Source organism: Selenobaculum gibii (assembly GCF_030273445.1).
GTDB lineage: Bacteria > Bacillota > Negativicutes > ICN-92133 > ICN-92133 > Selenobaculum > Selenobaculum gibii.
Genome location: NZ_CP120678.1, coordinates 433,544 through 458,375, shown reverse-complemented (window position 1 = coordinate 458,375; position 24,832 = coordinate 433,544). Strand labels below are relative to the sequence as shown.

Annotated in this window: 22 protein-coding genes, 1 pseudogene and 1 CRISPR repeat array (1 of these 24 only partly in view); of the genes and pseudogenes, 3 read left to right on the top strand and 20 right to left on the bottom strand. The window is 35.9% G+C overall.

Annotated elements, in window-relative coordinates; genetic code table 11:
- Positions 1–1,176: direct repeats of the CRISPR family, unit length 30 nt; unit sequence GTTTCAATTCCTTATAGGTAAGCTAGTAAT; it reaches 125 nt to the left of the window's first position.
- Positions 1,177–1,457: 281 nt separating this feature from the next.
- The 10 genes and pseudogenes from P3F81_RS12875 to P3F81_RS02030 form a co-directional block, all read right to left on the bottom strand.
- Positions 1,458–1,595 (bottom strand): annotated as a pseudogene (locus P3F81_RS12875) (hypothetical protein); the annotation flags it as partial.
- A gap of 136 nt (positions 1,596–1,731) precedes the next feature.
- Positions 1,732–2,796, bottom strand: coding sequence for an HD-GYP domain-containing protein (locus P3F81_RS02070; protein WP_147666794.1), 1,065 nt, complete (start codon positions 2,794–2,796; stop codon positions 1,732–1,734).
- Positions 2,797–3,083: 287 nt separating this feature from the next.
- Positions 3,084–3,710, bottom strand: coding sequence for a TraR/DksA C4-type zinc finger protein (locus P3F81_RS02065; protein ID WP_147666796.1), 627 nt, complete (start codon positions 3,708–3,710; stop codon positions 3,084–3,086).
- A gap of 186 nt (positions 3,711–3,896) precedes the next feature.
- Positions 3,897–5,021 (bottom strand): radical SAM protein, encoded by a 1,125-nt coding sequence (locus P3F81_RS02060; RefSeq protein WP_147666798.1) that lies wholly within the window; start codon positions 5,019–5,021, stop codon positions 3,897–3,899.
- 319 nt (positions 5,022–5,340) lie between these two features.
- On the bottom strand, positions 5,341–5,730 hold the full coding sequence (locus P3F81_RS02055) for a CoA-binding protein (protein ID WP_147666800.1): 390 nt from the start codon (positions 5,728–5,730) through the stop codon (positions 5,341–5,343).
- A gap of 217 nt (positions 5,731–5,947) precedes the next feature.
- On the bottom strand, positions 5,948–6,472 hold the full coding sequence (locus tag P3F81_RS02050; protein WP_147666802.1) for a helix-turn-helix domain-containing protein: 525 nt from the start codon (positions 6,470–6,472) through the stop codon (positions 5,948–5,950).
- A 349-nt stretch (positions 6,473–6,821) separates the two neighbouring features.
- Entirely contained in the window at positions 6,822–7,301 is a 480-nt protein-coding gene (gene rlmH / locus P3F81_RS02045; protein WP_147666804.1) for a 23S rRNA (pseudouridine(1915)-N(3))-methyltransferase RlmH, read from the bottom strand.
- A gap of 5 nt (positions 7,302–7,306) precedes the next feature.
- Positions 7,307–8,416, bottom strand: a complete 1,110-nt coding sequence (locus tag P3F81_RS02040; RefSeq protein ID WP_309320580.1) for a S1C family serine protease — start codon at positions 8,414–8,416, stop codon at positions 7,307–7,309.
- 2 nt (positions 8,417–8,418) lie between these two features.
- Positions 8,419–9,228, bottom strand: coding sequence for an MBL fold metallo-hydrolase (locus P3F81_RS02035; protein WP_147666806.1), 810 nt, complete (start codon positions 9,226–9,228; stop codon positions 8,419–8,421).
- A gap of 3 nt (positions 9,229–9,231) precedes the next feature.
- Positions 9,232–10,587 carry a phosphomannomutase/phosphoglucomutase gene (locus P3F81_RS02030; RefSeq protein WP_147666808.1) on the bottom strand — a complete coding sequence of 452 codons (1,356 nt, stop codon included), beginning with the start codon at positions 10,585–10,587 and terminating at the stop codon, positions 9,232–9,234.
- Between the two features lie 275 nt (positions 10,588–10,862).
- On the opposite strand from P3F81_RS02030, the gene P3F81_RS02025 reads away from it, so the two are divergent.
- On the top strand, positions 10,863–11,051 hold the full coding sequence (locus tag P3F81_RS02025; protein ID WP_147666810.1) for a hypothetical protein: 189 nt from the start codon (positions 10,863–10,865) through the stop codon (positions 11,049–11,051).
- Positions 11,052–11,177: 126 nt separating this feature from the next.
- On the opposite strand, the gene perR is transcribed toward P3F81_RS02025, so the two are convergent.
- From perR to P3F81_RS02010, 3 genes are all read right to left on the bottom strand, one after another.
- Positions 11,178–11,600, bottom strand: coding sequence for a transcriptional regulator PerR (perR, locus tag P3F81_RS02020; RefSeq protein WP_147666812.1), 423 nt, complete (start codon positions 11,598–11,600; stop codon positions 11,178–11,180).
- A gap of 194 nt (positions 11,601–11,794) precedes the next feature.
- On the bottom strand, positions 11,795–12,079 hold the full coding sequence (locus P3F81_RS02015) for a spore coat protein (RefSeq protein WP_147666814.1): 285 nt from the start codon (positions 12,077–12,079) through the stop codon (positions 11,795–11,797).
- A 15-nt stretch (positions 12,080–12,094) separates the two neighbouring features.
- Complete coding sequence (locus P3F81_RS02010; protein ID WP_147666816.1) at positions 12,095–12,292, bottom strand: ferritin-like domain-containing protein; 198 nt, start codon at positions 12,290–12,292, stop codon at positions 12,095–12,097.
- A 166-nt stretch (positions 12,293–12,458) separates the two neighbouring features.
- Here P3F81_RS02010 and P3F81_RS02005 point away from each other — a divergent pair, with 166 nt between their 5' ends.
- Positions 12,459–14,645 (top strand): Tex family protein, encoded by a 2,187-nt coding sequence (locus P3F81_RS02005; RefSeq protein WP_147666818.1) that lies wholly within the window; start codon positions 12,459–12,461, stop codon positions 14,643–14,645.
- A 113-nt stretch (positions 14,646–14,758) separates the two neighbouring features.
- Here P3F81_RS02005 and P3F81_RS02000 read toward each other — a convergent pair whose 3' ends face one another.
- Genes P3F81_RS02000 through P3F81_RS01985 form a run of 4 tightly spaced genes read right to left on the bottom strand, consistent with a single transcriptional unit; the run spans position 14,759 to position 19,152 of the window.
- Positions 14,759–14,914 carry a hypothetical protein gene (locus P3F81_RS02000; RefSeq protein WP_177506108.1) on the bottom strand — a complete coding sequence of 52 codons (156 nt, stop codon included), beginning with the start codon at positions 14,912–14,914 and terminating at the stop codon, positions 14,759–14,761.
- Complete coding sequence (locus P3F81_RS01995) at positions 14,907–16,163, bottom strand: Ger(x)C family spore germination protein (RefSeq protein ID WP_309320579.1); 1,257 nt, start codon at positions 16,161–16,163, stop codon at positions 14,907–14,909. Before P3F81_RS01995 ends, P3F81_RS02000 begins: the two co-directional genes overlap by 8 nt.
- Positions 16,139–17,275, bottom strand: a complete 1,137-nt coding sequence (locus P3F81_RS01990; protein WP_309320577.1) for a GerAB/ArcD/ProY family transporter — start codon at positions 17,273–17,275, stop codon at positions 16,139–16,141. Before P3F81_RS01990 ends, P3F81_RS01995 begins: the two co-directional genes overlap by 25 nt.
- Positions 17,275–19,152, bottom strand: a complete 1,878-nt coding sequence (locus P3F81_RS01985; RefSeq protein WP_147666824.1) for a spore germination protein — start codon at positions 19,150–19,152, stop codon at positions 17,275–17,277. Before P3F81_RS01985 ends, P3F81_RS01990 begins: the two co-directional genes overlap by 1 nt.
- 346 nt (positions 19,153–19,498) lie before the next feature.
- On the opposite strand from P3F81_RS01985, the gene cobT reads away from it, so the two are divergent.
- Positions 19,499–21,379: a nicotinate-nucleotide--dimethylbenzimidazole phosphoribosyltransferase gene (cobT, locus tag P3F81_RS01980; RefSeq protein ID WP_147666826.1), complete on the top strand. Its 1,881-nt coding sequence runs from the start codon at positions 19,499–19,501 to the stop codon at positions 21,377–21,379.
- A gap of 52 nt (positions 21,380–21,431) precedes the next feature.
- Here cobT and P3F81_RS01975 read toward each other — a convergent pair whose 3' ends face one another.
- The 3 genes from P3F81_RS01975 to P3F81_RS01965 form a co-directional block, all read right to left on the bottom strand.
- Positions 21,432–22,013 (bottom strand): cyclodeaminase/cyclohydrolase family protein, encoded by a 582-nt coding sequence (locus P3F81_RS01975; RefSeq protein ID WP_147666828.1) that lies wholly within the window; start codon positions 22,011–22,013, stop codon positions 21,432–21,434.
- Positions 22,014–22,139: 126 nt separating this feature from the next.
- Positions 22,140–23,759, bottom strand: coding sequence for a DAK2 domain-containing protein (locus tag P3F81_RS01970; protein ID WP_147666830.1), 1,620 nt, complete (start codon positions 23,757–23,759; stop codon positions 22,140–22,142).
- A gap of 16 nt (positions 23,760–23,775) precedes the next feature.
- Positions 23,776–24,618 carry a DegV family protein gene (locus P3F81_RS01965; protein WP_309320576.1) on the bottom strand — a complete coding sequence of 281 codons (843 nt, stop codon included), beginning with the start codon at positions 24,616–24,618 and terminating at the stop codon, positions 23,776–23,778.
- Between the last annotated feature and the right edge of the window lie 214 nt (positions 24,619–24,832).

Sequence of the window (24,832 nt, the reverse complement as noted above, 5' to 3'; positions counted from 1 at the left end):
ACTTTCTCCGGTTTCAATTCCTTATAGGTAAGCTAGTAATCCGCAATTGCCTCATTCTTTTCGCGGTCAATATCGAAGTTTCAATTCCTTATAGGTAAGCTAGTAATGCATGGCTGGTCACAAGACTTTACAGACGGTCAAGCGGGTTTCAATTCCTTATAGGTAAGCTAGTAATTCTGTAAAAGCATCTCTTTCCATCACATCACTCCTTAGTTTCAATTCCTTATAGGTAAGCTAGTAATCTCACGATTCGAGACGGGACATTCATTATTGATGAGTTTCAATTCCTTATAGGTAAGCTAGTAATATACATACTAATTGATAACTGTTCTCAATAGGTATAGGGTTTCAATTCCTTATAGGTAAGCTAGTAATATTCACAGCCACCATGAACAGTATTAGGATGTGACGTGTGTTTCAATTCCTTATAGGTAAGCTAGTAATCTCAACCCTAACTTTATTAGTATCTCCATTACTAAGTTTCAATTCCTTATAGGTAAGCTAGTAATCCTAAGATGTTTAGCCAATCTTTCCACATCATTTTTTCGTTTCAATTCCTTATAGGTAAGCTAGTAATGCATTATCGACAATGCACCGGATGTAAATATCGCGGGTTTCAATTCCTTATAGGTAAGCTAGTAATTCAATTGTTGCTTTTCCTTTAGCATTATATAGAGGTTTCAATTCCTTATAGGTAAGCTAGTAATCCCTGCCTTTTTCTAATGACTCATTCTTTCTATTCAGGTTTCAATTCCTTATAGGTAAGCTAGTAATCTTCTTTAGCTTCCTTGTATCGCTGTAATTCTACTTCAGTTTCAATTCCTTATAGGTAAGCTAGTAATATAAAATTCGCAACGAACAATCAATGTGGGAAGTATGGTTTCAATTCCTTATAGGTAAGCTAGTAATGTTCAATGAACCCATCATCAACGCTCTTTGTGAGAGTTTCAATTCCTTATAGGTAAGCTAGTAATGATTGATAATGACAGCCTTACACACTCCGAATGTTTGTTTCAATTCCTTATAGGTAAGCTAGTAATATAGATTCTGCAGTAAGACATTATTTGAAGTTTTTGCGGTTTCAATTCCTTATAGGTAAGCTAGTAATGGAGATAATTGGCAATAATCTTACTAAAGGTAGCCAAAGTTTCAATTCCTTATAGGTAAGCTAGTAATCCTATTATATAATAAAAAACATGTAAAATCATACATTTTCTAGTGCATAAAGATAAAAAAGCATAAAGTTTTTTATCTTTTACTCGTCATCTATTTAAAATCGACCTAAAAAAGTCGTCGATGCCTAGTATTTTTTACACTACTGTCGGTCGACGACTTTTAATAAATGGTTTATTGTATATTTATAAAACTCTATCCCTATTTTATCTCTAAAATTCATTTTAATTCAAGAATTTCTTTACCTTATTCAATAATTTGTTTGCCAGAAATCAATTTATTGTCTAAAGATAAGGAAGTAATAAATACATCGCCATATTCGAAATACGCTGAAACTTTTTCATCATATAAAATACACTAAAGATTAAAAGAAAAATGATTAATACTCTAACTGCATTTAAAAATACTATAATCCAACTTAAATTTAATACTAATTATGTTTTCCATCGCATTATAACTAATTACCCTAGGGAGTAATAAGTTTAACCAATTTTCATTGACAACTTTTATGAACTATTCAACTTTCAAAAATTCTTCATCAATTATTGCTGATCCACGCTAATTGAAAGTAACAATTCGAGAAATTCTTAAATCTTTTCTTTTTGATAAATCAATAATTTGATTATCTAAGCACTTTACGACTGGCTCTTCATAATTATTCTTATTAAAAAAAATAACTTCTGCTTCTTGATTATTGGATAAGATAACTTTATTTAATATCAGCGTATCTTTAATACGCGAAATAAATGTCTGACATATATCCGTATCAAATTTTCCATACATTTCACGCTTAAGCAATTCTAATATAGGAAATGGATTTATTCCGCTTTCATTATATGTAGAATTGTGAAAGTTATCAGCGATTGAAAGAATCCTAGCATATGGATGAATCTGAAGTCCCTTAGTTCCTCTCGGAAAACCGGTTCCATTCATATATTCCCGATGTTGTACGATTCCCAATATGATTTCCGCAGACAACCCATTCGCCAATTTAAGCAAACCTGCAGTCTCTGAAAGATACGCACTTTTATGGGAAATTGGTTTTCTATCTACAACCAAACTTCCTATATCATGCAATAACGCTGCAACGGTTACACCTTCTATATCTTTCTTAGTCCAATTCATCTGCCTAGCGATTATACCAGAAAAATAAGCGACCATCACAGAATGCCTAGAAATGCAATCCGCTAACTTGTTATCACTAACAAGCAAATGATTCAATATTTCAAAATTGCTCGCAATAGAGGAATATATTTTTTCTGCATTGCCCCTCATTTGAGAAACCGGTATAATTCTATGCTGTTTTATAATATCAAAAGATTGTACAATATTGGTTATTATCGAATCATAGTCTTGATTAAATCTTACATATTCACTAGAAGATGGCTGATCCTCTTTTACTATAAATTGATTACTTACAAAATCTTCATTTTCAGCTTCTTCCATCTCTTCTTCATCAGAGTCAATAAATACGCTTTGAATATCCCAAGTATTCAACAAAGAAATGTGTCGATTAGTCAATGCAACTTCTTTTCCAAGAAGCACTTTCCCCGAGATAGACAAAACTTCATCTGCAAGAATATCGCCTGGTACTAAATCTTTTACTGCCACCATTTTAGCCATAATACAACTTCTCCCTTAATCCAGTAAAATCCAATAAAGATGTACTATTTTTAGTAGCTTATCTTCAATATAAAGGACACTCACTCATTATCTAATTGATATCCCTGCATTAATTATACTTTAACAGCCAATAAAAAAGAAACGACCTTAAGTCCCATATATTTATCATCTATCTTATTCTAGAAATAGAAATGATTGAATCGATCACCTTTTTAATCATTCATTTACACCCAAAAAAATAAGAAAAATGACAACAATCTATTTTAAGATTATTGTCATTTTTCGTTTTAATCATCATCAATTATAGGATCAGAGTCCCTAATAATGTGTAATTGTTCATCATTACTACTTGGGTATCGATCATCGTCATCTATATTTGGGGTATCAGCAGGTGAATCTGAACTTCCATATTTCATTACCGATTGTAAAATATCTATTGGTTCAACGCCATCATCATATGATCGGTCATACACTAAATAGTTTTGATAGAAAGGTGGAACTAAAACCTCTTCTTCCAAAGGACGTAAGGTTAACTCTCTTTCATCAGCTTCTTCCTGACATGATATGCATAAAGTAGCAGACGGCAAAACTTCGAGCCGTTCTACCGCAATAGATTTTCCACAATGATTACACTCTCCATAAGTTCCTTCTTGTATTTTATCTAACGCCATTTCTATTCTTTTTAATGCAACATTTGCATTATCTATTAGCGCTACATCTTTACTGCGTTCAAAAACCTGATCGCTTATATCTGCAGGATGATTATCATACATAGAAAGTTCTGTCGATGTATCTGCCATTGTATCTTTTAGCCCGGCTTCCTCTATTGCCGATACCGTCTTTAAAAGTTGTTCTTTTTCTGAAAGAAGCTTGCTTTCAAACACTTTTAATTTTTCTTTTGAAAATTTAGGCATTATAAAATCTCCTCTCGTGGATTTATTAATATCATCTCCGAGAGTTTTAAATAATAAAACATAAATTTCAACTAAAATATTTCCAAATTAAAAATGCCAATACTCAAAATAAATGCATGTAAAAATGTTTACATGCATTTATTTTTTATTACTCATTAAATTTTAAAAAGTAAACAATCCCATATTCTAAAATTCTATAAGTTCGGGTTTGTAATCTTCAGGCAGTTCTTCTTCTTTTAAAAATTTAAAATTATCATCATTTAAGATCGGGATAAATATTTCATAGGGAATCATAGAAAATTCACTGGCATAGTTACTAGCGCCAAACCACATATCCGATTTACTGCTCAAGTTTAGACTTCTAGCAAACTTTGTATTGTTTGAACAATCATGAACTGCTAAATCCCAGTTTTCATCAGCCGCTACTTTCATGAATTTCAAAGTTAGCTCTCTACTCCAAATTGGCGATATATAGCCATGTCTTGAAATGTACATATTTTCCCCATAATAATTGTTGATATTATTCTCATTCAAATGCAATTCCGCACAGTTGATAAAATCAAGTTTGGTTGCAAAGATCGCTTGCTTTTTATTGAAAAATGATTCGAAAAACTCAGGCGTCATTGGCGTTTCAATCCCTACATTTTTAATGTATTTTTTAGCAAGTCCAATATTTTCAATAACTTTATCCGCGCAATTAGATGCACCTAGGTTGAAACGTATCTCATCAAGCCCAGCTTCTCCTAATGCTTTCAAGGTCTCTTCTGTAGCCAAAGTTCCATTGGTGTATAAATGCTGATGAATGTTTGCCGCGGCAAATTTCTTTATCACCGAATAATACTTTTCAATTTCTATAAAGGGTTCTAAATAAACATAGGAAATTCCCGTAGGTTTTTGGTGAATGGAAAGAAGCAAATCAATATCCTTTTCGTAGAATTTTGTTCCACCAATTTCCCACATACCTTCGCCAACCGGATGAATATCGTCTAGTTCGCCATAATTGTAACAGAATTTACACTCCAAGTTACACTTGTTCGTTTTCCTAATCGCACTTAACCCAGTACCTAATAGACAAGAGCGACAGCCTTGCGGAAATTTGCTTTCATTCCCCACAAAAAGAGTTCTATTTTCTAACGTTTTTAACCCTTTAATTTGAGACATCAACTTATCATTTCTATCATCAATCGCTTCTTCAATTTGCGCAAAAGTAGCGTAAATGATTTCTTCATGTTTTACAGTAATCTCTTCATCCTCTGGTAATTGCGCAAAAAAGTCAAACCAAATCAACGCATCTTGCTTAGAAATTTTCATAATATACCGCCTATCTGCTTAATCTAATACTTCAAATTATACGTCAAATGCGTAAATATTGCACTACTCTAAAATTTCCTCCTTATAAAAAAGTAGATGAGATAAATATTTTTAAATTTTATCCCATCTACTTTTGCTACATCGTTAGCTTAAAATTATTTATTTTGCGCTCTAAGATACACGCCTATTTGGCACACTGCAAACCGCCACTTTTGTATCTTTGTCTTATCCTTCTCTCCGTATCAGGTCAAACGACAAAAAAAGGGCGATGAAGTCTTCCCACATCGCCCGTTCTATCTGAAAATACCCTATTTAGTAATTATCCTTTAGATTTTTTTAACTCAATCATAATACAAGACTGGCATACTACCTCCAAGCCAAGTTCATCAGCCAATCGAATAAGCTCAGCGTTTTCAGACCCTGGTTGCAACCAAATCTTTTTTATTCCAAGCTTAGCACACTGGCGTACAATCTTTGTACCTACACTTGGCGGTACAACAATATTTACAGCCTCCGGCACCACGGGCAAATCAGCTAATTTAGCATAGCACTTTTTCCCCAGAACTTCCTCCACTCCCCGATTTACCGGATAGACTTCAAGTCCAGCTTCTGTCATTACTTTGAAAATTTTGTACCCAAACTTTTCTTTATTCCCTGTTGCTCCTACAACTGCCCAGCTTTTAACCTGTAGCATATTTACAATCCCCATCAATTGTTGCCTCCCTATTATTTGCAGTTAATTTCACCATTATCTGCTGTTCTAGCTATTTTGTCCACAGTGACACTAGAAATATTTTTATTTTCAAATTTTTATATTCAAAAGAAAATATTTCTCATTTACTATTATAGCACCAGCGTACAATCCCCTAGTATAGCATTCTTAATTTGCTTCTTTTGGTCAATGTGGTGTCCACTAGATATATCAATTACCTCTTTCTCTTTATTATATAACTTATTTTTGTGTCCGCCAAATCGGGAAAGGGTGCAGCATTGCCTTTAAATTCATCAATAGATATAGCAGAAGAAAGGTTATTTGAATCAGGTGCAATATATTTGAATATATGTTGAACTGTAGTAGTAGATATATTAAAGCGTCTTGCAATGTCGGTTAAAGACATAAGAAAACCGTGTTCATTAACAAGTGAAGCGATAGTAGCTTTTGACATACGCTGATATCTAGAAATAAAGTTATTTAATTCAAAAAATGGTTTTAAACAATGAGTACAAAAGTAACGATGTTTACGGTAAATAAGCGAGTAATTGATGTTAAAAAGAAAAACAGATTTTACTGATTGATTACGATAACTGTGAATCCCGGTAGTAGGTTTGTTACAACGAGGACATTTATGTGAAATACCAGGAAGTGTGAGAATAAAAGTATTATCCTTTATAAGGCGAAAACTACGTTCTGGTAAATGAAGAATAGATGTGATAAAATCTAGTTTAGACATGACAACTCTCCTTAAAGTATTGGTTTGGCGATTAATATTTTATCAGGAATTTGTCATGTTTTTTAGTTCGCAAAAAAATAAATGTTGTAACCTTGATTTTCATCAAGACCACAACATTTATTATAGAGCCTAAATTATTTGATATAATTGTGTTCTGAAACATTTATGTACTCCTTATGAGATTTTGTGTGAGAATTTATTATACTAAGGTTCTTCATAAATGTTTCTTTATTTTATTCAATTGTAAAATTATTTAAGAGTTTTTGCATTTCTATAATTACCATATTCTACTTTATATTACCATACAAAAAAAGGTGCTAAGACCCTAAAAGTCTTAACACCTTTTCTTCTACCAATGATACTTTTCACCACGCATAATTTTAAAGGCGCGATAAACTTGTTCGACGAGTAGCAATCTTACCATTTGATGGGTAAATGTCATTTTTGAAAAGCTTAATTTTTCTTTTGCAGCTTGGCGGACTGCTTTGGATAAGCCAAAGGCTCCACCAATTAAAAAGGTAATATGGCTCGTTCCTTGCACTCCTAATTGCTCAATATTTCCTGCTAATTCTTCTGAGGATATATTTTTCCCAAACACATCAAGTACAACGAGATAACTTCCTTCTGGAACCTGCTTTAGTAGACGCTCACCTTCTTTGGTAAGCGTCTTTTGTTTTTCCGCTTCTGACGGATTTTCCGGCATTTTTTCTTCATCAATTTCTACAATGTTTAACTTTGCATAAGGCGTAATGCGTTTTGTAAACTCACTAATTCCAGCCGTCAAATATTTTTCTTTAATCTTGCCAGCGGCTACGATTGTTATTTTCATCTTTGTTATTCCGTTGGCATTTCTTCTAATTGAACGGATTCCGTATGTTGATTTCCTTTACGCACAAAGGTTACTTTTACTGTATCGCCAACCGCACATTCAGCAATCGCCGTTCTTAAATCAACAACGCTATTCGTTTCCGTATCATTAATTTTTAATATAATATCGCCTTTTTTAATTCCCAATTTATCTGCAGGTGAACCTAAAGTTACGTTCATGACATAAACACCAGCATTAATATTTAATTGATATCCATTCTGTGCCGCTGTCGCTTTATCAAAGACACCTACCCCAAGATATGGTCTCACTACTTTACCTTGATCAATCAATGCTTGGATAATTGGTCTTGCTGTATTGATTGGTATCGCAAGTCCAATGCCTTCCACACCACTTACAGAAATTTTCGCACTGTTAATCCCGATTACCTGCCCATCTGCATTGACTAAAGCACCTCCAGAGTTTCCTGGATTAATCGCCGCATCGGTCTGAATCAATTTAAACCGACGTTCGCCAATTTCAATAGAACGATTAAGCGCACTGATTACCCCCGTCGTTACACTTCCTTGAAACTCTAACCCCAATGGATTTCCGATTGCAATCGCGGGTTCGCCTACCATAATTCCATCAGAATCTCCAAAAGTAGCGGTTGGTAGTCCCGTTTCCTCTACTTTGACTACTGCTAAATCCGTTGCTGGATCCGTACCTACAACCTTACCATTCAACGTTCTGCCATCGGATAAAGAAACAACAATCTCTTGTGCATTTTCTACCACATGATTATTCGTTACAATATAACCATTCGCATCAAAAATAACCCCTGATCCGGTCCCTTGGTCAACGATAACTTTGCGATTGAACCAATCTCTTGCTACTGCTTTATTCGTAATACCAACAACTGCTGGAGCTACACTATGTGCCGCCCGTACGATTGGTGTATTTCTTGCATCGGATAAATCAGCAGGTGTCGGAGCAGCCAAATTGCTCGCTTCCGCTTTTTCTTTTGGTGCTTCACTTGCAAAAAATTTACTAGAACATCCCGCTAATAATGTTGCACCAAACATAATTCCAATTACTAAAGTAAGTATATAAGGTCTAAATTTTTTCCATTGATTCATTCCTATCCAACTCCTTCACTTCGCAAATTATACCCATCATCTAAACTCACCGTTTCATCCGGTTTTGTTACTTTAATATCCATATTTGCTATTAAATCGCAGCCTTGTTTACTTACTATCTTGCAGATTGTATCATATGCTAAATCTGGTTTATTATTTTCATCACTCAAGTGCGCTAATAACACTTTGCACTGCTTTTTCTTGCGCATCTTCACCAATGCCCACGCCGCATCTTGATTGGATAAATGACCGCGGTTACTTAAAATTCGCTGTTTAAGTGTTTGTGGATACGCTGGATTTTGCTGCAATAAATCTACATCATGATTCGCCTCTAGCACAACCACATCAGAATCATCTAAAGCTTTTTGTACCCCAGTTGTAACGAAACCTAAGTCCGTTGCTACTGTACACTTTAATCCTTGGCGATACAAAGAATATCCGACTGGATCAGCCGCATCATGGGAGATGCTAAATGATTCAATCCGAATATCACCAATCGCCAGACAATCGACAATTGCATTACAACAATGATCTGCCAATAAATCCCGGCAATACATCTGGCGAAATGTATTCGCTCGCGAATAAATTGGTAATTGATATTTTTTCGTCAACGTAACCAATCCATTAATATGATCGCGATGCTCATGTGTAATTAAAATGCCTTGCAATTCTTCAATTGCTACGCCAATTTCAGCTAAAGATTTTTTAATTCGTCTAGCACTAATCCCTGCATCAACGAGTAACTTCGTTTCGCCCATCTGAATAAAAGTAGCATTTCCCGAACTGCCACTTGCTAATACTGAAACCCGCATAAATTATTTTCCCTCATTTACATCTAGCAATTTTTCACGTACCTCTTCACGCAAATTTAATGGTAAGGCTTTTAATAAAACTTCTTCAATCTCAAGCAATCGAGGTTGTGTATGCGCTTCAAAACGAAGCGTGAATAACGGCTGAGTCACAGAAGAGCGAATCATGCCCCATCCATCAGAAAATTCTACACGTACGCCATCAATTAAATTCACCTGATATTCTTTTAGCCTTGCTGCAATTTCAGCTAAGACTTCTTCCTTATTATCCGGTAAGTACTCTATTCTAATTTCCGTCGTTAACATATAGTTTGGTATCGCGTCTATCAATTGAGACAACTTACCATGATGCATGACATATTCACAAACCTTTGTACCAGCAAACATTCCATCATCATACCCTAGTTCACAAAAGAAAAAATGTCCGCTAAGTTCACCGGCAAATACCGCCTTTTCTTGTAAAAACTTTTCTTTGATAAACGTATGCCCTGCTCTCGCCATCAAAGGAGTTCCACCCGCAAGCGCAATCTGCTCTGGTACTACCATAGAACATTTTGCATCATATACAACTGTTCCCTTTTCTTGCTCAAGAAAATTACGCGCCAATAATACTAGAATGTCATCATTATCTACAGCTCGTCCAGTCTCATCGACAAATCCCGCTCTGTCTCCATCGCCGTCAAAAGCAATTCCAAGATCAGCTTTACATTCCTTTACCTTTTCACATAATAATCTTAAGTTTTCCGGCAATGCAGGATCTGGCGGTCGATTAGGGAAATTACCATCCGGCGTACAAAATAATTCAACGACTTCATAGCCACAAGCACGATAAAACTTCGGTGCAAAATCCGAAACTGCGCCATTGCCTGCATCAAGAACAATTTTCAACCTGCCTGGCGCGGCTTTTTTTGCCATGTCTGCAATATACGTATCGATAATATCAAATTTTTCAATACTACCATTTTTTCTAATCTCACTTTTTTTCTCATACAAATCTTTAATCGCTAAGATATCCGCTTCACGAATCGGCCGATCACCTAGCAGTAACTTAAATCCATTATAAGGTGCAGGATTATGTGATGCCGTAATCATTACCCCACCAGTAGCATTGCAATGTTTTGCTGCATAGTAAAACATTGGCGTTGCTACCGTACCAATATCAACAACTTCGCACCCTGATGCAGCCAACTCCCTGACTGCGATCTCTTTAAGACGAGGTGATGACAGCCTTACATCATTCCCTACCACAATACGCTTTCCACTCAGTTTTACACCAACTGCTTTTGCAATCTGCGTTGCAACGTCATCTGTTAAATCCTTCTCTGCAATTCCACGAATATCACATGCTTTAAAAACACTCATCTATTTAAAATCCCTTCTCAAATACATTTCAACCCAGACTAGCAATACTCTCTTTAGATAAACAAAACTTAAATCTATTTTATCCTTTTCGTAAAAACAATACAAGCACATAGGATATCGTAACTATTTTTCTAACTCTTGCATAAAATGAATTAAATACAAATAGAGGATGTGTTGTCATGTCCAAAAAACTTCGCCCCATAAATGAGCAAGAAAAAAAGACTTCTACCAAGCACAAATCAAATAATCAAAACTTTGATATAGGGAGGTTCTTTATGCCTAACGTTGAAAAAATGGCAAAATCCTTAGCTCATGAATTGAGTGACACGAGAGAAGAGTTAAATGTAAAAGCTGCATGCGCATTAAAAAATCAAGAAGTGATTATCGCTCAAAATCAAAAAATTATTGAATTACTTGGTTGTATCAGCAGCAAAATGAATCCAGCACAAATCGGTGAAGAATAATTCAGATTAGCGCCATCACGCTGTGGCACCTCCCTCCTCCAAGGGAGCATTTTATTTTTAATTGAACACACAAAATATGCGCAGAAAATACTTTTCTGCGCATATTTTGTGTTTAATCGCTATAACCTAATGTTTCACCATACATTTTGGACAAATTCCATAAAAATAAAATTGTTGTCCTGTTAATTGATAAGCGGTTTTTTCTTTAATTTTTTCAATAAAATCACTGGAATCCACTTCTTCCACATCATCTACACGTTTACATACCATACAACGAATATGCGGATGATTTTCAACGATTGCATCATAACGGAAGCTGTCTTCACCAACATTTAATACCTGAACTAAACCGATTTCTTTTAGTATTTCAATCGTTTTATAAACAGTTGCCAAACTCATCGTTGGATAATACTCCTGTAATTGATTAAAAATCATTTCGGCACTCGGATGTTCTTTGGTCTTCGCCAATACATCGTAAATTGCCAATCTTTGTGGTGTAACTTTAAAACCTTTTTCTCTTAGTAAATTCGTAACACTTTGTTCATCCATTCTATTTTCCTCCTCTCTATCGATTTACTGCATTTATCAAGTTTAATATCATCTAATATATTTTCCTTAATAACAAAAATTATCGTTTATTTTTATCTGCTTATATCATAACTGAAACATTCATTTTTTGTCAATATGTACATTTGTCTAATTCACAAAAACCCTTACATTTTTAATGTAAGGGTTTTTGTGAATTAGTTGCTTTGCGACATAAATTTTGATTTTGCTTGATTAACAGCTTCTGGTTTTGCCTGTTGTGTTTGATAATAACCTTTTTGCTCCATAATATCGTAGATTTGTTTTTGCTGGCAATATACATCACCTAGCACAGTCATGTAATCGCGACGGAGTTGATCGTCACTTGCTTCTAAAATACATGTATTTATCCCATTTGCCATTAATTTTGTTTCATTTAATGCTATCTGCAATACATTTTGTTCAGAAAACTGATCTGCCTCACCATTCATTTTGCTTGGCATTCTTACACCTCCACATTATTGAATATTTTGTCCTGCATTCAAATGCTTGCTAATCATCTGTGCATTTTGACTATTTTTCTGTGAAATTTGTTGAAATAATTGTTTTGTTTGCGCATCCTGCAATGAGTTAGCCAAGTTGTTCATACTATCAGATGAACTTTGTGCTGCATTTAAAAAATCTTCCATTAAAAGCAACTCTTTTTCTGTTAACATTTTACCCCTCCTTTCCTGCATCATTATTTTGTACACATCAAGTAAAATCATACACAAAACATTGTGCATTTTTTACAAAGAAGATTTTTCTTATCAATGATTCAGTCCTCATTTTATTTTTAAATTATGCTATAATACTCCTATTAAAAGAAAAGTTGGTGACTATATGATTTTAGCAGAAATCCCTAATTTTATTGCTCGTGAACTAAATGTTAAACCAGTTCAAGTAAATGCGACAATAAAATTGCTCGACGAGGGAAATACAGTTCCTTTTATTTCTAGATATCGCAAAGAGGTTACTGGTGAATTAGACGAAGAAAAAGTTCGCTCTATTGAAGAGCGTGTGCAATATCTCCGTAATCTAATCAAACGCCAGGAAGATATCATCGTCAGTATTCAGGAACAAGAAAAACTTACCCCTGAATTAAAAACAGCGATTGAGAAAACGACGAAATTACAAGAGTTAGAAGATCTCTATTTACCTTATAAACCCAAAAAACGGACCCGTGCACAAATTGCTCGCGAAAAAGGTCTTGAACCACTCGCTGAGCTTATCCTTTTGCAGAAGATAGTTGAGGGCAATCCTTTGGATTATGCTGTACAATATATCAATGAAGAAAAAGAAATTCATACCGCTGAAGATGCATTAAGCGGCGCTATGGATATCATCGCTGAAACAGTGTGCGAACAAGCAAAAATCCGCGCAATGCTTCGCCGCCAATTATGGCAATACGGGCAAATCTCTACAACACTTGTTACAGATAACGAGGAAAGCAAAGCCTTTTTGATGTACAGTGAATATAGTGAACCCGTAAATCGTTTGCCATCGCATCGCATTCTAGCGATTAATCGCGGTGAAAAAAAATCGCTGCTGAAAGTAAAATTAGCAACAAATCACGATACGAATATTGATTTAATTGCCAAACAAATCATCAGAGGTTCTTCTATTTTTGCGGACACTATTCTTGCCGCAATCACAGATGGATATAAACGATTACTATTTCCTGCACTTGAACGTGAAATTCGTACACAGTTAACTGAAAACGCAGAAAAACAAGCAATCCGTGTCTTTGGTTTGAATTTGAAACAACTTTTATTACAGCAGCCACTCGCCGGGCATACTGTACTTGGACTAGATCCAGGCTATCGAACGGGTTGTAAGCTCGCGGTAATCGGTCCAACGGGAACAGTGCTAGACCACGGGGTAATTTATGTTACTGCAAGCGATGAACAACGTAAGCAAGCCGCCGAGAAAATCCTTAACCTAATCAAAAAGCATCAGATTACCCTTATCTCGATTGGTAATGGTACAGCCTCTTATGAAACAGAAGAATTCACGGCAAAATTAATTGCAGATCACAACCTTGCCGTGCATTACTTAATTACTAATGAAGCTGGAGCTTCCGTTTACTCCGCTTCAAAACTCGCCAAAGAGGAATTGCCCGAATACGATGTAACAATTCGCGGAGCTGTCTCTATTGCCCGCCGTATACAAGATCCGCTGGCCGAACTTGTAAAAATTGATCCAAAATCCATTGGTGTTGGCCAATATCAACACGATGTAAATCAAAAGGAACTTACAACAACATTAACGACAGTTGTTGAATCTGCCGTAAATCATGTTGGTGTCGAGCTAAACACAGCTTCTATTGAATTATTAAAGCATGTCTCTGGCATTAACGCATCAGTTGCTAAAAATATTGTTGCTTATCGCGATGAACACCAAGCGTTTAAAAGCCGTAAAGAATTATTAAAAGTCGCGCGTCTCGGACAAGCTGCCTTTACCCAATGTGCAGGTTTTTTAAGAATTAATGGCAGTGACATGCCACTTGACCATACACCAGTTCATCCAGAATCCTACGATCTAGCTAAAGCTTTATTAACAGAACTCGGATTTTCACTTGAAGATTTAACCAATAGAAATAAACTTGCTGATTTACAGGAAAAATTACAAAATATCAACGCTGAAGAATTAGCGAAAACTTTAGATGCAGGTCTTCCAACAATTCGCGATATTATTTCCGCTCTTGCCAAACCCGGACGCGATCCTCGCGAAGATTTGCCTGCACCACTTACCCGTAAAAGTATCGTAAAGCTGACCGATTTAACTGTTGGTACAATAGTTAAAGGAACCGTTCACAACATTACTGATTTTGGTGCATTTGTCGACATTGGAATTAAGACAGCTGGATTAATTCATCGTTCCGAGCTCAGCCACAAGTACTTTAAACATCCACTTGATGTGCTTTCTGTAGGCGATATTATTGATGTTATGATTATCTCCATTGATGCGGAAAGAAACCGTATTGGACTAAGTTTAAAACAAGTAGAAGATCAAGTATCCTCAAAATAAAAGTGGACCTAATTCAGGTGGATTTTTTACTCTATTAGAGTTCCCGTCATCGGATAGAAAATAAAAAATGCTGACTTCAAATAAAAATATTATTTGAAGTCAGCATTTTTTTATTAAGCCATATATACTGCCCCAGCGGCCAATATAACCAAAGCAAAAACTGCAAATGCACCAGCCTTATTGTTTTCATCATCATGAACATAACGCGCATATCCAAGAGCCAAATTTCCGGCCATAACTAGCCAAAGAACCAAAAATAACTTATACATTATCTCCTGCTCCTCTTTCATCTACTTCTCTCCATAATAAACCAGAGCGCTTTAATTTAGAATTCACCTTAATATGAACTTCTGCATTCCTATATAAGCTCGGCCAATCATGGCTTGACCATTCTTGCCATGTTCCTACCTTCGCTCGATACTGATTGCTAATTTCAATACAATCTGCACCGAATGGCTGTGTTGCATTAAAATAGGCCTGAACACCACTTTCTATTGCCTCATTAATTTTTTTCTCAATAATCTGACGATTTTCTTTGTTCGTATAATCCATATCCGTTACAACATCTGATAACTCACAATTCGCTATAATATTAATATCAATTTTCATTTTCTCATCAACTACATCAACATCGACTTTAGGATTTTTTACATCTATACCTAAACTTATTTTTCTTTCTTCAACAAATGGATCTTCAACTGTTAATGTAGTTTGTATCCCTTTATTTAATAACACCGCGCCAAACGCTTCACTCATATTTAACTTACCAACCATTTTCCAATCACGAAAAATAGCTGAGCCAACAACAATTAATTCTGTCCCGCCTTCTCTTGGAAAATCCTCCACTCCATACTGTGGAATGGATTGATGCGGTAATGGCATCGGGGATTTCTTTTGTAAGCTATTATCAATAATGGTTCCATATCCGGTTGCAACTGCATGTGTGGGTTCCTTAATCTGCATATAAAATTGATTTACATCATTAATTAGAGAACTAGCGGCAAATTTCTGCACTCTTTTTAAACTATCTATCCATCGATATTGAAAAAGCTCAAAAGGAGCCGTATTTTTTTTCAAAGCCTCCTTTGCCTCACCTTCAATAATTAAAATTGACATTGTATTTAAATATACTTGTTCACGTAGAAACATCGTCAAATATGGATAAATTCCTTCTTTTGCAACCTCCTCACTAATAAATAAAGCAGAGGTATGGCTTAACTCAGGATTACGATTCAACGCAATCCCAAGTTGTCGAATTGCTTCTGTAATGTTAGGCGATTTTACACTGACAAGTTTTGTTTTATCTTTATTCTCTCCCCCAGAATCTCCCGTAAAAGATCTAGGCATAGCAATGCGAAAAGTAAATATATTCATATCAGGTTCATCTGACTTATCAATTCCAATGGTCAAAATAAATGATAAATCATCTACCTCTTGTCCGCCCATACAACCGCTACATAAAAAAATAACAAATAATAAACTTACTACAATAATTATCTTAGGCCTTGTCCAACACATGAGCTGTTCCTCCGACATTTCACATAATACCCAATCCCCAAAATAATAAAGCTAAACACCATAAAAGCCGTTGACCATTGATAAATAAAAAATCCACTCATTGTTAATGCGGTAATTGTTGAATCAGGCAACATCGCTATACTCGTAGTCAATAACATTGCAATCGCCATTAAAGCTTTACTATCCGTTAATTTAAAAGCTTCACAATAAATCATTACCGATAAATATTGCGTTACTACAATTGACATCAAACCTGCTGTCAACCACATCAAAATAAAAATTGAGTCCACTCGCTGCACATATTGCGATAAATTCACACACCGAACCAATTCATAAAAGAGCAACACGCGCTCTGGCGAAACAATAATTCCAAACGTCATAATCATCATGAGAATTAAAATCATCTTAAAAAAGGTTACGTATGCCATTCCATATAAAATACTTTTTTTCATTGTAGCAATATTTTGCAAATGCGGAATAATGAAAAAAATCGCCATCGAGGTTGCTCCTGTACCAATGTCTAGAAAAGAATATTTTGCTAAACTCCCCATGCCATAGCCTTGCCATGGCAATAATTGCGTAACATCGTAAGAGGAAAATAACAAAAAAAGTAAAATGATTAAAGTAATCGCCCGTACAACTAACAAAAGATATGCACAGCGTAAAATTACCTCTAACCCATAGCGCATCATAAAAAAAATAGCAACAGCAAAAATAAGTAAAACTAATTTTAAATTTCCCGTTTTTAAAGTTGTCATTAATGTATGGTCTGTAAATTCTCTAATCATCAAAACCGTAGAAAGGTGAAACAAAACTGCCCATAAAATAAAGAATATCATTCCCCCACTACGACCTAATACCCCTTGTACAAAACTAAAAAATGTGATCATTCGTCCATTACAAAATTTATCAATATAGTTTTGATAGATTTTCAAGATTGCTAATAAAAGACCTAGCAATAGCAAACCACTGCAAATTTTCAACAGCCAAGCTGAGTTTCCCACAAACCCAATAGATAAACTAGGCTCTGTGAGATAAATACTCGGAACAATCAACATTGCTACTAAGGTCATGCCTTCTACTGCACTTATTTTTCCAATGCCATAACTCACTATTCTTCCTCCTTTTGTGTAGGCTTCTCTTCTCGCCATGACTCACTTGCTGTTGATTTGCGCTGTACCCGCTCAGTATTTAATTCATCTGGACGCCATAAATCATTCTCATATGAATTAGGCACCCGTAAAATATCTGTAACTGTCGACGTTTTGGGGATGATTGGTGATAAAAATGGAACGCCTAAAGATTTTAATCCTACCATTTCTAATAAGATTAAAAGAAGTACAATACTTACGCCAACCAAGCCCATCATCGCAGCTGAAAGGAGCATTGCATATTGCGTAATTCTCACTGCAAATCCAAATCGATATTCAGGAATGACATAGGAAGCTAGTCCCGTAATTGCAACAACAACCACTAATAGCGGACTAACTAACTTTGCTGAGATTGCCGCCTGCCCAAGAATAATTGCCCCCACAATACCGATAGATCCTCCAAGCTGACCTGGTACACGTAGCGTTGCCTCCCGAATCAATTCAAAGGAAAAAATCATCATCAATAACTCTAAGACAGAAGTAAATGGAACAAACTGCCTGTAACCAGATATCGCTAAAAGAATTTCTGTTGGTATTGCTTCATAATGAAATAATACTAGCGCAATATATATACTTGGTAAAAAAAATGCTAAAAGTAAACCCGTATAGCGCAAGATACGCATAAACATAGCCGCTGGTAATCGCATTTCATAATCCTCCGGATTATGAAAAAAATCCCATAAATTAACTGGCGCAATATAAGCAAAGGGATCTCCATCTACCATAAAGGCAATTCTTCCTTGCATAAGTGCTGCAACTACACGATCAGGACGCTCAGTAGATAAATTTTCAGGAAACTGAAGTTTATTATCTGAAATCATTTGACTAAACGATCCTGCATCAAAGACATCATCACGCTTTACCCCTTTGATGCGTCGAATTAATTCTTTTTTCGCCGTTTCATTTACGATTCCATCAACATACATTACCGCACAATTTTTCGCATTTACTTTTCCTAAAGGAAATAATTCTGTTACTAGATTCGTACTTTGCAGCATAGCATGAATCAGTGCAGTATTTGGACGCAATGCTTCAGCAAACGCAGCTTGCGAACCACGTGTGGTTTTCTCAATCTCCGCTTTTCCAATCCCACGGCTTTTATATCCCTTTACATCAATTCCCAATGCCTCTTTTGAACCCTCAATAAATAAAACACAATCGCCAGCATTGATACTTTTTGTCACATCTTGATAAGTCGTTATTTTAAGCGGCTGCAAGTGTGGAATAAGATTATTTACCAATTTATCAGTTAAAGTTTCACCAATCAACCCTTCCTTTTCATATTCGAAAAGCATCAATGGTTGTAATAATGCCAAGGTTAACAATTGCTTATCAACCATACCATCAATGTAATTTAACATCATTTTAACGGGGATTTTTCCTTTTAATTCAAATTCGCGAGTTTGAATGTCTTTATTTTTTGGTAAATGGTATAGTCTTTCTATTGTCGTTTTGTTCTCAATCAAACTACTGCTGACACTAATTCTTCCCCGGTCCATATTGCCATGCTCATAGGCAAGAATAATTGGCTCTAATTCATCAGCTCGCATTTCTAACATTTCTAACCGAATTTTTAATATTTCTATATCTTCTTTTGTCCACTTTCCCGACGCACATTTTTCTTTCGCTAATTCAATAACCTCAGATAAAGATTTTATTCCATTTGTAACATCCGATAGACAATCTAAAACACTTGCTTTTGCTTTTGTTTTGTTATATGCAATCCATTGTTCTTCTTCCGTTTCTGGCAAAACAAAAGTAGTTTCTTCCGTTTTAGGTTTATATTGAATATATTCAAATATCTTTTTATATAAAGAACCTTTTTGGTTTTGTTCCACAAAAACACCTTCCTTCCAGATACTTGGAATTAGTATGACCAAATTACAGAATATTAACAAATTTTTATGCAAAAAACTTGAATTTCATCTTACCCTTTAGGCATAAAATTCAAGCTTTTCATTAGTTTACTCTCCTATATCTCCATGTTATAATAAGTTTCAAGGTATTTGTAGTGATTAATTTTCTTATGAAAATAACCAAAGTGAATACAATCCAACCTTCATTTATCTAATTTACAACTTATATTTTCATAAAAAATCGGTGCAAACTGTCTACCGGCTGCACCTTCTATATTTTTATCCGATAGTTAATCGTAACATCTAAAGAAATTAAAGTGAGGTTATTATGGATTTATTAAAAAGTACAATTGCTAAAGTTACACCTCTGAATGATTTAGCAATGGCAAAAATAAAAAAGGCTAGCCATAATTTAATTACACCTGAAGGCTGCCTTGGTTATCTTGAAACTATATTACAAAAATACGTCGGTATTACCAATGAGATTACCCCGTCAGTACCAAAAAAATGTATGGTAGTCGCTTGTGCAGATCATGGCGTCGCTGAGGAAGGTGTAAGTGCCTATCCAGTTGAAACGACAGTACAAATGACACGTAATTATTTAGTCGCTAAAGGTGCAGGTGCTAACGCAATGGCCTTGCATTGTGGTGCTGATTTAGTCGTAGTCGATGTTGGCATTGCTGCGCCTATGGAAAAAATCGAGGGACTTATTGATAGAAAAATCAATTACGGCACAAAAAACTTTACAAAAGGCCCTGCAATGACCGAAAGCGAAGCAATTCGTTCACTTGAAATTGGAATTGAAATTGCCACGCAAAAAATTGCTGAAGGCTATCGTTGTTTTTGTTTGGGGGAAATGGGCATCGCCAATACAACCTCTAGTGCAGCAATTGTCGCAGCTTTTGCTAAGCTAGCTCCCAAAAAGGCAACTGGTCGTGGAACTAATATTTCTGATGAACGATTACTAAAAAAAATCCAAGTCGTAGAAAAAGGATTAGCGGTAAATAAACCAAATTCAAATGATGGCCTAGACGTTTTGAAAAAAGTTGGTGGTTTTGAACTTGGTTGCTTGGCAGGGGTTATCCTCGGTTGTGCAGCGAACCGTGCTGCTGTTGTCATCGATGGATTTAATGCAAGTGCAGCCGCTTTAATTGCAGCGAGTCTTTGTCCACTATCTAAAAAATTCTTAATTGGCTCACACCTATCAGCTGAGCCTGCACATAGCAAAGCCCTCGAAATATTAGAATTAAAAGCATATATTGATATGCATTTTCGTTTTGGGGAAGCGACTGGAGCCGCACTTGCCATGTCAATCCTTGACGCTACGATAAAATCCTATCTGCATGAATCTAATCCTGAAAACACAACAATCGTTGATCCAGATCAGATGTTATCTGAAATATTGCCTGATCGTTATATTGCCGCTTCATTAGATAATGAAGCAATGCAAGCGTGCCAATTACATATTGATAATCTTACAAAACCGCTTGGCAGTCTTGGACATCTTGAAAAATTAGCTGTCCAGCTTGCGGGTATAACTGAAATGTCTAAACCAAAGAATTTGAAAAAAAGTATACTTCTATTTTCTACACCTAAAAATTCATTGATTTACGCCTTTGCTTCACATACAAAGGCGAATCTTACAATTGCTGATCTAGACAATAGTAAAATGAATTGCGGGCAAGCATTAGCATTAGGTATGCAAGTCGCCGATCAAGAATTTAAAAAAGGTAGCAGAATTCTTGGAATTGGTGAAAGCTTAAACCTCACTCCATATGGTCAGCAAGTGCCAAATAGATTCGCCAATAAATCCCTAGAGTCATTCACTAATATAGATAACGTGGAATTAGCGGCTATTACTGGAGCAATCATCGCTGCCGCTGCAAATAAATGTGCAATCATGCTTGACGGGCCACTTACTGCATTAGCCGCACGAATTGCTGTAAGCATGAATAAGGAAATTAATAATTACTTAATTAACGCTTCTCTTTCACCTGAACCACTTCATAAAGAAGCAATTGAATCTCTAAATCTAAATGCTTATCTTTATCTTGATTCAACGCTCTATGAAGGCTGCCAAGCAGCCCTCGGCATGACACTCCTTGATGCCTGTTTGCATATGGTCAACGATATGAAAACATTTAAACAAGCGGCTGTAGCTATTGCAAACGACGGCCCCGGAGCAAACAGACAAAGCTTAGACATATAAATTAAGCTAGGATTCCAAATAAAAATAGCAGGAAGATTTCTTCCTGCTATTTTTATTTACACAATATAGCATCGATTAACATATCACTTCTCTCTGCAAAATTCATCATGTCTATTTTTAATTTTTCCATTAACTCTGCATCACCGCGCAACAAAGATATGTTGAGCTCTGCCAAAAGCACTGCACCTTGCAATGCCGTATTGCAGCTCATCGCACCAAAGGTCGCATCACAAACAACATTTTGGTGCAATTTATCCTTCATTTGTTTTGCGACCACTAATGCATCTATACAAGCCTGTGCAATCTCAAACGGTATATGTACCGCTTCTAACAAAATTTCATTCCATTCTTCTTGACTTCCATCTGGTCCAACTCTCGTTAACGCAGGAAGAGCTCTTGCTAAGACTTCCGCATCTGCATTAATTAAATTTTCCAATTCTTGATGTAGTCGAGTCAGCTCATCTAATGCCCCTGAAAATTCAGTTTCTGTTAAAGATACTTTCGATACTTTGACTGCCATTTCTAATAAGCATACACCATTAAGCCCCGTCATTGCCGCTCCGCTTCCACCACCTGGAGCTTCTTTCCCAGCCATTTTTGTAAAAAAATCATGGATAGAAAGTTCCGTCAACATATTCACTCCTCCTATCTATCTCTATTGTATGACCAAAAATAAAATACTTTCCATTATAAAAATTTTATTTTCCAAAAATTCATTAGAAGAATAGGGATGTCGCTACAATGCAACATCCCTATCTTATTATTCAACGCTAATCAATAAATGATAATGTGGCTGTCCACCAGCATAAATCTCAACTTCTAAATCTGGAAAAATATCTTCTAACATTTCAGCAAAAGCTTCTGCATCCTCTGTCTTAATATTTTTTCCATAATATAAACTGACAACTTCACATTCGTCATCAGAAATTTTTTTAACGGTGTCTACAATCACTTTATTAATATTATCACCATATAATTTTACTTTACCACCAATTACACCAAGATAAGCGCCTTCTTCTACTAAAACACCATCGACTTTACTATCACGAACTGCTTGTGTAATCGCCGCTTCACGTACACCTTGCATCGCTTCAGTCATATGATTTACACTTTCCATAATATCTAATGATGGATCAAACGCCATGAGCACAGATAGCCCTTGCGGAGTATTTACTGTAGGAACAATTTCAACTCGGTCCCCAAGCATTTTCTTTACTTGAGCCGCCGCCAAAACGATATTGCTGTTATTTGGTAAAATAATATATTTTTCAGCAATATTACTATTGATTGCATCAACAAATTCCTCTACTGACGGATTCATCGACTGTCCACCCGAAATAATAATCGAGGCACCTAATCCCTTCATAATCTCAGCCAGTCCTTCACCAGCAGCCACACTAATTACAGCTACCTTTAGCTCAGGTTCTTTTGCTTCTTCATCAATAACCAAACTACGATGTTGATCTGCCATATTATCCACTTTAATATCATGTAAAGAACCCCAAGAAATTCCTTGTGCCAATACTTTGCCTGGATTATCTGTATGAATATGAATTTTTAGTATTTCGCCGCCATCAGCAACAACTAGAGAATCTCCCATTTTCATTAAGACTTTTCGCGCTTCTACAGCCTTTACCGTAGAATCTTTTACCATAAACTCTGTACAATATGGACGTGTAATCTCAAAATCTTCCGCTGGCATCTTTGCTGCTGCTTTAAAACTTTTTTCAAAAGTAACCTCTGGAGCCGTCGGTAAGTCACCACCCAACCCAGCAATGCATCCTTCTAAAAAAACAATCAGCCCTTTACCACCAGCATCAACCACACCTGCAGCTTTAAGTGCTGGTAATAAGTCAGGTGTTCTTGCTAATTCACGATTTCCACCTGCGACAGCTTCTTTTAATATCTCCATAATAGGCAAATCAGCGCGTACTGCATGATGAGCACCTTTTGCAATCCCTTTTGCAACAGTCAAAATCGTCCCTTCTACAGGTTTAGATACTGAACGATATGCATATAAAACACCATATTGAAACGCTTTCCCCAGACCAGCTGAACAAACGGTATCTTTTCCTTCCAACCCACGTGCTAAACCGCGAAAAATCTGCGATAAAATAACCCCGGAATTTCCTCTCGCTCCCATAATCGCACTTGTAGCTGCTTTTTTACTCAATTCTCCAATAGAAGTTTCTGACGCTTCAGCTACAGCTCTTGCAACTGCTCCCAAGGTTCGAAGCATATTTGTTCCCGTATCGCCATCCGGTACTGGAAATACATTTAAACGATTAATATTTTCATGTTCTAATGAAAATGCATTATACGCACCTGCAATCATGCATTTAAAATCATTACCGGTAATAATCTCTTTATTTCCCGCCAATCGATTGCACTCCTTCCTATAACTTTTCCTGATATATTAGTGCTAACGCTTTTGGCCCTGTATGTGCAGCTACTACTGAACTAGTCTCCGTTAACGTAACTTTCATATATGGATATAATTCCTGTACACGTTTTTTTAATTCTAAACAATCTTCTTCAGATGCTCCAGCATGAACTACACCAACATATTCAATACGTTCACACTTTGCGATTTCATCAATCATTCGATTCATAGCACGTTTGCGTGTTCTTACTTTATCTAAAACCGAAATTTTTCCTTCGGTTAAATAAAGTACTGGTTTAATTTGCAAAATTGTACCAAGCAATGTTGCGGCACCGCCAATTCTACCACCTTTATGCAAATGTTCCAAAGAATCAGGTAAAATCATCGTATGCGTAGCTCTTACTCTATCTTTTAGACCTTGAACAATTTCTACACAATCAAGCCCCTCTGCAATCATTTGAAGTGCAGCTTCTGCTATTCCTAGCTGACCAATATCGGCAGTTTCCGAATCAATGACATGAATTTTTTTCGCATCTACACTGCGCGCCGCAGTTCGTGCCCCTTCGGCTGTACCACTGAGCGCTCCAGAAACAGTAATTACGATGACTTCTGCATCTTCATCAACAAGCTTTTGAAATAACTCTACAAACTCACCAAGTGGAGGTTGTGAAGTTTGTGGCATTGTCTTCGCTTTATCTAACTCAGCAAATAACTGCTGATATGGTAATTCATCTTCATTCCACTCTTTATCGGCAACTCTAATTTTTAAAGATACTTTATGCAAGTTTTTATGTTGTTTCAATAATTCTGCTGGAATTCTCGCAGTACTATCTAAAACTACATGAATATTATTCACGACAATCCTCCTCAAAAACAACATCCCAATATATTGCTTTTTCAATTTATCAGCCTTCAAACCCAAAGGCCTACTATCTCTTTTTTTATTTTTCAGTTGAAAGTATAAACTTCCAGTTAAACATTCATATTTATATTGTACTAAATTTCCACAGCAAAATACAGTATAAAACAATAAAATCAAAATCAATTACTAATAATATTATATATTTTGC

What these genes read in the sequence shown, in the direction of transcription:
- P3F81_RS02030 (WP_147666808.1), bottom strand. Translation starts at nt 10,587, where the DNA reads ATGAGTGTTTTTAAAGCATGTGATATTCGTGGAATTGCAGAGAAGGAT.
- rlmH (WP_147666804.1), bottom strand. Translation starts at nt 7,301, where the DNA reads ATGAAAATAACAATCGTAGCCGCTGGCAAGATTAAAGAAAAATATTTG.
- cobT (WP_147666826.1), top strand. Translation starts at nt 19,499, where the DNA reads ATGGATTTATTAAAAAGTACAATTGCTAAAGTTACACCTCTGAATGAT.
- P3F81_RS02015 (WP_147666814.1), bottom strand. Translation starts at nt 12,079, where the DNA reads ATGCCAAGCAAAATGAATGGTGAGGCAGATCAGTTTTCTGAACAAAAT.
- P3F81_RS02025 (WP_147666810.1), top strand. Translation starts at nt 10,863, where the DNA reads ATGCCTAACGTTGAAAAAATGGCAAAATCCTTAGCTCATGAATTGAGT.
- P3F81_RS02040 (WP_309320580.1), bottom strand. Translation starts at nt 8,416, where the DNA reads ATGAATCAATGGAAAAAATTTAGACCTTATATACTTACTTTAGTAATT.
- P3F81_RS02050 (WP_147666802.1), bottom strand. Translation starts at nt 6,472, where the DNA reads ATGTCTAAACTAGATTTTATCACATCTATTCTTCATTTACCAGAACGT.
- P3F81_RS02005 (WP_147666818.1), top strand. Translation starts at nt 12,459, where the DNA reads ATGATTTTAGCAGAAATCCCTAATTTTATTGCTCGTGAACTAAATGTT.
- P3F81_RS01995 (WP_309320579.1), bottom strand. Translation starts at nt 16,163, where the DNA reads ATGTGTTGGACAAGGCCTAAGATAATTATTGTAGTAAGTTTATTATTT.
- P3F81_RS02070 (WP_147666794.1), bottom strand. Translation starts at nt 2,796, where the DNA reads ATGGCTAAAATGGTGGCAGTAAAAGATTTAGTACCAGGCGATATTCTT.
- perR (WP_147666812.1), bottom strand. Translation starts at nt 11,600, where the DNA reads ATGGATGAACAAAGTGTTACGAATTTACTAAGAGAAAAAGGTTTTAAA.
- P3F81_RS01975 (WP_147666828.1), bottom strand. Translation starts at nt 22,013, where the DNA reads ATGTTGACGGAACTTTCTATCCATGATTTTTTTACAAAAATGGCTGGG.
- P3F81_RS02035 (WP_147666806.1), bottom strand. Translation starts at nt 9,228, where the DNA reads ATGCGGGTTTCAGTATTAGCAAGTGGCAGTTCGGGAAATGCTACTTTT.
- P3F81_RS02060 (WP_147666798.1), bottom strand. Translation starts at nt 5,021, where the DNA reads ATGAAAATTTCTAAGCAAGATGCGTTGATTTGGTTTGACTTTTTTGCG.
- P3F81_RS02065 (WP_147666796.1), bottom strand. Translation starts at nt 3,710, where the DNA reads ATGCCTAAATTTTCAAAAGAAAAATTAAAAGTGTTTGAAAGCAAGCTT.
- P3F81_RS02055 (WP_147666800.1), bottom strand. Translation starts at nt 5,730, where the DNA reads ATGGGGATTGTAAATATGCTACAGGTTAAAAGCTGGGCAGTTGTAGGA.
- P3F81_RS02000 (WP_177506108.1), bottom strand. Translation starts at nt 14,914, where the DNA reads ATGTATAAGTTATTTTTGGTTCTTTGGCTAGTTATGGCCGGAAATTTG.
- P3F81_RS02010 (WP_147666816.1), bottom strand. Translation starts at nt 12,292, where the DNA reads ATGTTAACAGAAAAAGAGTTGCTTTTAATGGAAGATTTTTTAAATGCA.